General features: G+C 34.7%; 8 protein-coding genes. All 8 read right to left on the bottom strand.

Features of this window, described 5'->3' with window-relative positions; all coding sequences use genetic code 11:
* Positions 1-4: 4 nt before the first annotated feature.
* Positions 5-607 (bottom strand): SprT-like domain-containing protein, encoded by a 603-nt coding sequence (locus ACIQ2Z_RS09535; RefSeq protein ID WP_396183915.1) that lies wholly within the window; start codon positions 605-607, stop codon positions 5-7.
* Positions 608-1,447, bottom strand: a complete 840-nt coding sequence (locus ACIQ2Z_RS09530; RefSeq protein WP_396183914.1) for a Bro-N domain-containing protein — start codon at positions 1,445-1,447, stop codon at positions 608-610.
* 49 nt (positions 1,448-1,496) lie between these two features.
* The gene (locus tag ACIQ2Z_RS09525) at positions 1,497-2,174 is read right to left on the bottom strand and encodes an SDR family NAD(P)-dependent oxidoreductase (RefSeq protein WP_396183913.1); all 678 of its coding nucleotides are present in this window, start codon (positions 2,172-2,174) and stop codon (positions 1,497-1,499) included.
* A 46-nt stretch (positions 2,175-2,220) separates the two neighbouring features.
* Complete coding sequence (locus ACIQ2Z_RS09520; RefSeq protein WP_396183912.1) at positions 2,221-2,856, bottom strand: hypothetical protein; 636 nt, start codon at positions 2,854-2,856, stop codon at positions 2,221-2,223.
* On the bottom strand, positions 2,856-3,917 hold the full coding sequence (locus ACIQ2Z_RS09515) for a D-alanine--D-alanine ligase (RefSeq protein ID WP_396183911.1): 1,062 nt from the start codon (positions 3,915-3,917) through the stop codon (positions 2,856-2,858). The genes ACIQ2Z_RS09520 and ACIQ2Z_RS09515 overlap by 1 nt, the downstream gene beginning before the upstream one ends.
* On the bottom strand, positions 3,892-4,602 hold the full coding sequence (locus ACIQ2Z_RS09510) for an NRDE family protein (protein WP_396183910.1): 711 nt from the start codon (positions 4,600-4,602) through the stop codon (positions 3,892-3,894). The genes ACIQ2Z_RS09515 and ACIQ2Z_RS09510 overlap by 26 nt, the downstream gene beginning before the upstream one ends.
* Positions 4,590-5,078 carry a DinB family protein gene (locus ACIQ2Z_RS09505; protein ID WP_396183909.1) on the bottom strand — a complete coding sequence of 163 codons (489 nt, stop codon included), beginning with the start codon at positions 5,076-5,078 and terminating at the stop codon, positions 4,590-4,592. The genes ACIQ2Z_RS09510 and ACIQ2Z_RS09505 overlap by 13 nt, the downstream gene beginning before the upstream one ends.
* An 83-nt stretch (positions 5,079-5,161) precedes the next feature.
* Positions 5,162-6,301 carry an acyl-CoA dehydrogenase family protein gene (locus ACIQ2Z_RS09500; protein ID WP_396183908.1) on the bottom strand — a complete coding sequence of 380 codons (1,140 nt, stop codon included), beginning with the start codon at positions 6,299-6,301 and terminating at the stop codon, positions 5,162-5,164.
* Positions 6,302-6,327 lie beyond the last annotated feature (26 nt).

Genomic DNA, 6,327 nt, shown 5'->3' with positions numbered 1-6,327 from the left:
ATAATTATCCCGGTATAATCTCCACCTCAGCATTGGCATTAAACAAATATAACTTTCCGGTTTGTACTTCCAAACATTCATAGCGTTTGACTCGAAGTCCCTTTTTTTGGAAAATTTTTCCGTTATTAATTCTGAACAGACTTCCCGAAGGTACTTCGTGTATAAAATGAACATCCGGTTTGCGTTCGTCAAATTGCTTTAAAGCAAAAGCTAAGCGTGCATCGGTGTCGCTACTAGCCGTTGGATTTCGGAAGTGATTGGCAACCAAAGGCAAAACCGAATTCGGAAAAATTTCCGGACGAATAAACGGTACCATTAAATGCTGAAAGGTAATTTTCCATTCGTTTCCATGCGGTTTAATATATCGACCGTACTTTTCAAAAGCTGCTAAGTGTGCAATTTCATGAACGAGCGTAATCAAAAAGCGGTATTTATTCAAATTGGCATTGACTGTAATTTGATGTTTCCCGGTAGGGTGCTTTCTATAATCACCGTGACGCGTTTGCCGCTCATTTACGATTTTTAAATGTACCGAATTGGTTTTAATCAACTCAAAAACAGGTTCGACAGCGTGTTCGGGAAGATATTTTAAGAGAACTTCGCTCATTTATTTTTTATCGATTTCTTTATTTTGACTTGCCAACGATTTTGCGTTTAAATTGGTTACTACTTTTTTTCCTGTTTTTGCTTCCAGTTCTTTTCGGGCAACATTGGCAACATTTCCGCCTTGTTTGGCAACTTCTTTACTTTCTTCAAACGTTTCAGGATTTACTGCTTTGGAGATATCTTTTGTAGACGCTTCAGCTAACATATTCAAAATCAATTCTGTATTGGTCATATTATCCCGAAGATTTTCCTTTTTTAATCCTTTCAATAATTTGTATTCTTTAGTGGTTATGCCTGACCAAGATTTTGAAATAATATCGGTTAAAGTTGCAAATTGCTGACCTTCTTTAATCCCTCTGCTTTTCCATTCATCGGTCAGTTCTTTCCTGATTTCAATACTTTTCAATCGTTGATTAATCCAATTTTCAGAATATCCTAACTGCAAATATTGTTCTAAAGCTCTATCAATGGTTAATTCCGGATCTTGCAATTCATCCAATCGTTCCGATGCAATTTGTGCTAACCACAACTTAAACGGTTCAGCTTTTGGTGAGGGAATTGATTGAATTAATCTAAAAAGTTGTTCGGTATCTGCTACATCAGTTAGTCGCATTTTTCCATCAGGGGCCATCATTTTCAACTGTCCGATAAAATCGGACAGTTCACTTCCCTCTTTTTGTAACTTCGTTTTTAGATCACTCCAATATTTCCTGGGGCGATCGCTTTCTGTCAAAGCCTCTATTACATCAATAATTGAAAAGAACCACTTTTCGTTTTCATTGTCCCAAATGGTTCGGACTTTTCTTTCTTCAAATAGCTGGATGGCGTTTAATTTTGTCATAGTTTATATAGTTTAAATGAAGGTACAATTTACAAAAATAAATTAACTTTTATGGTGTTGAAGAAGATACCTGAATCACCTTTCCGTTAAAATATTTACTTCCGTTTAACGAAAAATCATAAACATAGTCGGCCATTTCTTTCGCAGAAAGTGGAGCTTCATAACCCGGAAAAGCTTCCTGCAACATTTCTGTTTGAACGGCTCCCAAAGCTAAAACATTAAACGAAATTCCTTGTTCTCGACATTCTTCTGCTAATAATTCTGAAAGTGTTATCACCGCCCCTTTACTGGAAGAATAAGCTGCTAATCCAGCGAACTTCATGCTTCCTTGAATGCCTCCCATGGAACTAATGGTTACCACGTGACTGCCTCTTTTCAAAAAAGGCAAGCAAATACGCGTGAGATTTGCTACGGCAAAAACATTGACTTTATAAACTTGTTCAAAATCGGATTGTGAGAGTTGCGAAAATGGTTTTAACAACAAACTTCCTGCGTTGTGAATAATTACATCCACATTTTTCCAAGTTTGAGATAAAAAATCGGATACTTTATACAATTCCTTTTCACTTGATAAATCAATGGAAAGACAAGTGATGTTCGAATGTTCGATTAATTCCTTTGGCGTTTTTCTTGAAATGGCCAGTACTTGATGACCGGCGTTGGCGAATTGTAATGCTAGTTCATAACCAATTCCACGGGAAGTTCCGGTGATAATTATATTTTTCAATTGCTTTCTAATTTTCGTAAAGATAAGAAAAGAATGTATTTGAAGATTAGCTAAAATACTTCTTGTAAAATTTTAAAGCTTGAAAAATTCCAAGTCCAAAAAACACTAATGGGATAATGAATTTCATTAAATATTTTGACAAAAAAGCAACATTCGAAGCAAAATAATGAAGTGATACAATCAATACTAACATGCCACAAAACGTTCCCAAAATAGTTCCGAAAACATAAAAGTATTTTCTTGATTTTGAAATTTCTATATGATTACCATTTAACAGATATAAATTCCAACCCGTCCAAAAGGGAATTTGAATGAAATTCAAACTGCTAAAAAGTAATCCTGCAAAGAAAAAATTTTCTGACACATTAGAAAAAATAGTTCTATTAGTAGTTTCTGAATTGGCACTAAAATAAAAAAAAGCTGCCAAAACTAACATAAACAAGACCGAAAAACCTTCGATATATTTCGTTAGTTTTTTATTCTCGGATAATTTTTTTGCAAAAATCAAAGTGAAATAAATCACAAACAATTCAATTGTAACAACGCCTAATAAATAAGATATGGTTGCCGTTAATCCTTTTTGAGAATATATATCAAAACCAACCACATTCAAATATCCCAGTGGAATAGAACCAATGAAACTTACTAAAAAACCAACGCCTATATTCTTCAATTTATGCATTAAAAATGGTAGATTTTTTTTTGCTGCTGCATTTGTAAGCGGTACTGCTCTATTCCTTCATTAAAGGTTAAATACGGAAAACCCTTTTGATGATTTTGAACGCTAATCTGATACATATAAGTGATGTGTCTTGCTAATTCATACCACGCAAAAAACAACGAATGTTTGGGATCGTAAATATGAGTAGGTTCACTTCCGGCACCATTTAATTCGACGATGGCAAAGTTTTGACCATTTTCTAAATCTTCCCAAGTGTTGTACATCACATCCAATCTTCCAAAGTAAAACTCCGGAATTTGTTGGCACATTTCATCAATTGATTTTGTCAATTTTTCAGTAATTAAATGACTCACATCTATAAACTTCGCTCCTCTGGCGTGGTTTCCGTAAGGAACCAAGTTACGTTTTTGATTCTTTTTCAAAACTTGATTTAATTGAGTGCCGTATTCTTTTTGCAATGCTTTTAATTGGATTTCATACCTCGGATTCATTTGTAATAAATCAACAATTTTTGAAATGCCATCGCCGGTTACTTCCAAAAATTCTTTACCTACTATTCCGGTGATTTTTCCTTTGTCTTGATTTGGGTACCGGACATAAAAAATCCCAACTTCATTTGCATATGGAATTAAATCTTGAATCAAATAATCAAAATTAGCTTTTGTATGATACTCCTCTAATTCTGAAATTGTATGAATTTTTTTTACGGCCGAACCTCTCAAACCTATATCCGGTTTTGCAATAAAGGGGTACTTAATTTTCGACTCTCCTAAAAGTACAATCACTTTATCAAAAGGGATTTTTTCATGAATTAACTCTGTTTTTGGATAAGATTCTTGCGGAATACTGTCATAAATTTCCTTTTTACTTTCGGCCATAAATCCGCCATTTTTTATTCTTGGATTACAGGCATTGAAAAAGAAAAATGTTCTAGATTTAATCGCACAAAAAATCCACAAAAAATAGATAGGAATATAAACCACTTGAAACGGCCAATATTCCCAATGAAACAATTTATGGAAAAATAATTTCAAGTTATTGTATCGAATATGAATTGACAAAATGCTTTTGTTGCTGCAAATCTAAGTGAGAAAACTCAATTTCATTTTTTTTGACAACAGCTTGTGTAATACTTAATGTTTTTAAACTATTATTTCGATTGATTATCAGTCCGAAGTCCTGATTCTCACTTGCTGTGTTTTGATGAAAATCAAACAAGTTTAACGGATTTAATTCCTGCTGTTCGTTCATGAATTTTTCAAACCAATGAACTCGTAGCAAACGGACTTCACTAGAATATAAAGTTGGCGAAGACCAAATGTGATGCATTGATTTATCCAATTGTACTATTTCTTTTTCTATTTCATTCCACTGTAATTGATACAACTCTTTACTGAAATAAAGCACCACTGTAAATGGTTCAATGTTCATTAAATCAATATTTTTCCATTCTTCCAATGGAGCGTTTGAACTAATAATATCAAGGAGAATTAATCCTCTACTTCTTCGGTAGGAATCTTTAACCTGATGTTTTTCTTTGGCTCCGTTCAACAACACTGCAACCGTTCCGTTTTCAGTAGTTGCAAACCATGTGCCTCCGGCTTTTGGGTCTTTTGGAAAAATGATGTTTTTATTGTTTACAATGTACTTTTCTGGTTTTAAAGCACTTGGTCTGCCAACGCTTTCATCGCGGTTGGAAGTGATAATAATTTGTTCGTTTGCAACAACAAAACTTACTGTGCACATTGCTTTCTGTATTCTAATGTGGAGGGTGCCACTCCGAAGCCTTCATTAATTACAATGGAATTATTTTGTATAAGGGCCACTTTAATTAACGCTTGGTGGTGAATGCAATGTTCCAAATTATAAAGTAATTCTCTGTTATAATTGCTTTCCGTGGTTATTTCATGGCCTTCTATCATTTGAACTAAACGAACTACTTTATTAGGTTTCTCCAATTCTTGCATACAAGTTTGAATGGCGGCTTTTGCAGTAGTCAAATCAGTTTCAATCAAACGATCCCTTTTTCGGGAATCATAATTTATAACCCCTTGATCATACTGCACAAGTAAACATTGAAACATCTCTACAATATGACGTGTATGCTCTCCAATGGAGGCATTACTTAAATAAGGACACGGATACACATACTCCTCGTATGTTAGTTGATTGAGCAAATCATTCAATTCATTCAAAGCCTTTCGAACAGGAAATAACAGCATACGCACCATTTTTTTTCAAAAATAATAAAAAAACCCTTTGAGAAATTTCTCAGAGGGTTTAAATTATAAGAATTTAAAACGGATTACGAAACCAATCCTCTCGATATCACAATACGTTGAATTTCAGAAGTGCCTTCATAAATTTGAGTTATTTTTGAATCTCGCATCATACGTTCCACATGATATTCGGCAACATAGCCATTTCCGCCGTGAATTTGAACGGCTTCATTGGTAACTTCTAAGGCAATTTCAGAAGCATATAATTTTGCCATCGCTCCTGAATGTGCAATATCTTTGCCTTCATCTTTTTCACACGCTGCTTTCATAATTAATAAATTAGCAGCCGTAATTTTTACATACATATCAGCTAATTTGAAAGCAATGGCTTGGTGTTTAAATATTTCTTTACCAAAAGCCTTTCTTTCCTGCGAGTATTTTAATGCCAATTCATAAGCACCCGTTGCAATACCTAATGCCTGCGATGCAATTCCGATTCTTCCTCCATTTAGCACATTCATCGCAAACGAAAAACCAAAACCATCGGCACCGATTCTATTTTCTTTTGGGACTTTCACATCGTTAAACATTAACGAATGCGTGTCGCTGCCGCGAATGCCCATTTTCTTTTCTTTTGGTCCAATTTCGAAGCCGGGATAACTTCTTTCAACAATAAAAGCATTGATTCCTTTGTGCCCTTTTTCAACATCTGTTTGAGCAATTACTAAATATGTAGAAGCAGTTCCGCCATTAGTTATCCAATTTTTGGTACCATTTAACAAATAATAATCCCCTTTATCAATAGCCGTTGTTTTTTGAGAGGTAGCGTCGCTTCCTGCCTCGGGTTCCGACAAACAAAAAGCACCAATCACTTCCCCTTTTGCCAATGGTACTAAATATTTCATTTTTTGTTCTTCGTTGCAATACTTTTCCATACCGGCACAAACTAGAGAATTATTTACCGACATGATTACGGCGGCCGAAGCGTCAATTTTTGCAATTTCTGTCATTGCCAAAACATAGGAAACACTGTCTAAGCCTGCTCCACCGTATTTTGGATCAACCATCATTCCCATAAAGCCTAAATCAGCCATCATTTTCACTTGCTCGGTCGGAAATTTTGAATGCTCATCTCTTTCAATTACTCCCGGCAATAATTCTTGTTGAGCAAAATCACGGGCAGCTTGCTGAATCATTAAATGCTCTTCGGTAAGATTAAAATCCATAACTATAACTATTGTTTGTTTGTTTC

This window comes from Flavobacterium sp., from assembly GCF_044361015.1.
Lineage (GTDB): Bacteria > Bacteroidota > Bacteroidia > Flavobacteriales > Flavobacteriaceae > Flavobacterium.
This window is presented reverse-complemented; position numbering and strand designations above follow the sequence as displayed.

What these genes read in the sequence shown, in the direction of transcription:
- ACIQ2Z_RS09505 (WP_396183909.1), bottom strand. Translation starts at nt 5,078, where the DNA reads ATGCTGTTATTTCCTGTTCGAAAGGCTTTGAATGAATTGAATGATTTG.
- ACIQ2Z_RS09520 (WP_396183912.1), bottom strand. Translation starts at nt 2,856, where the DNA reads ATGCATAAATTGAAGAATATAGGCGTTGGTTTTTTAGTAAGTTTCATT.
- ACIQ2Z_RS09510 (WP_396183910.1), bottom strand. Translation starts at nt 4,602, where the DNA reads ATGTGCACAGTAAGTTTTGTTGTTGCAAACGAACAAATTATTATCACT.
- ACIQ2Z_RS09535 (WP_396183915.1), bottom strand. Translation starts at nt 607, where the DNA reads ATGAGCGAAGTTCTCTTAAAATATCTTCCCGAACACGCTGTCGAACCT.
- ACIQ2Z_RS09530 (WP_396183914.1), bottom strand. Translation starts at nt 1,447, where the DNA reads ATGACAAAATTAAACGCCATCCAGCTATTTGAAGAAAGAAAAGTCCGA.
- ACIQ2Z_RS09500 (WP_396183908.1), bottom strand. Translation starts at nt 6,301, where the DNA reads ATGGATTTTAATCTTACCGAAGAGCATTTAATGATTCAGCAAGCTGCC.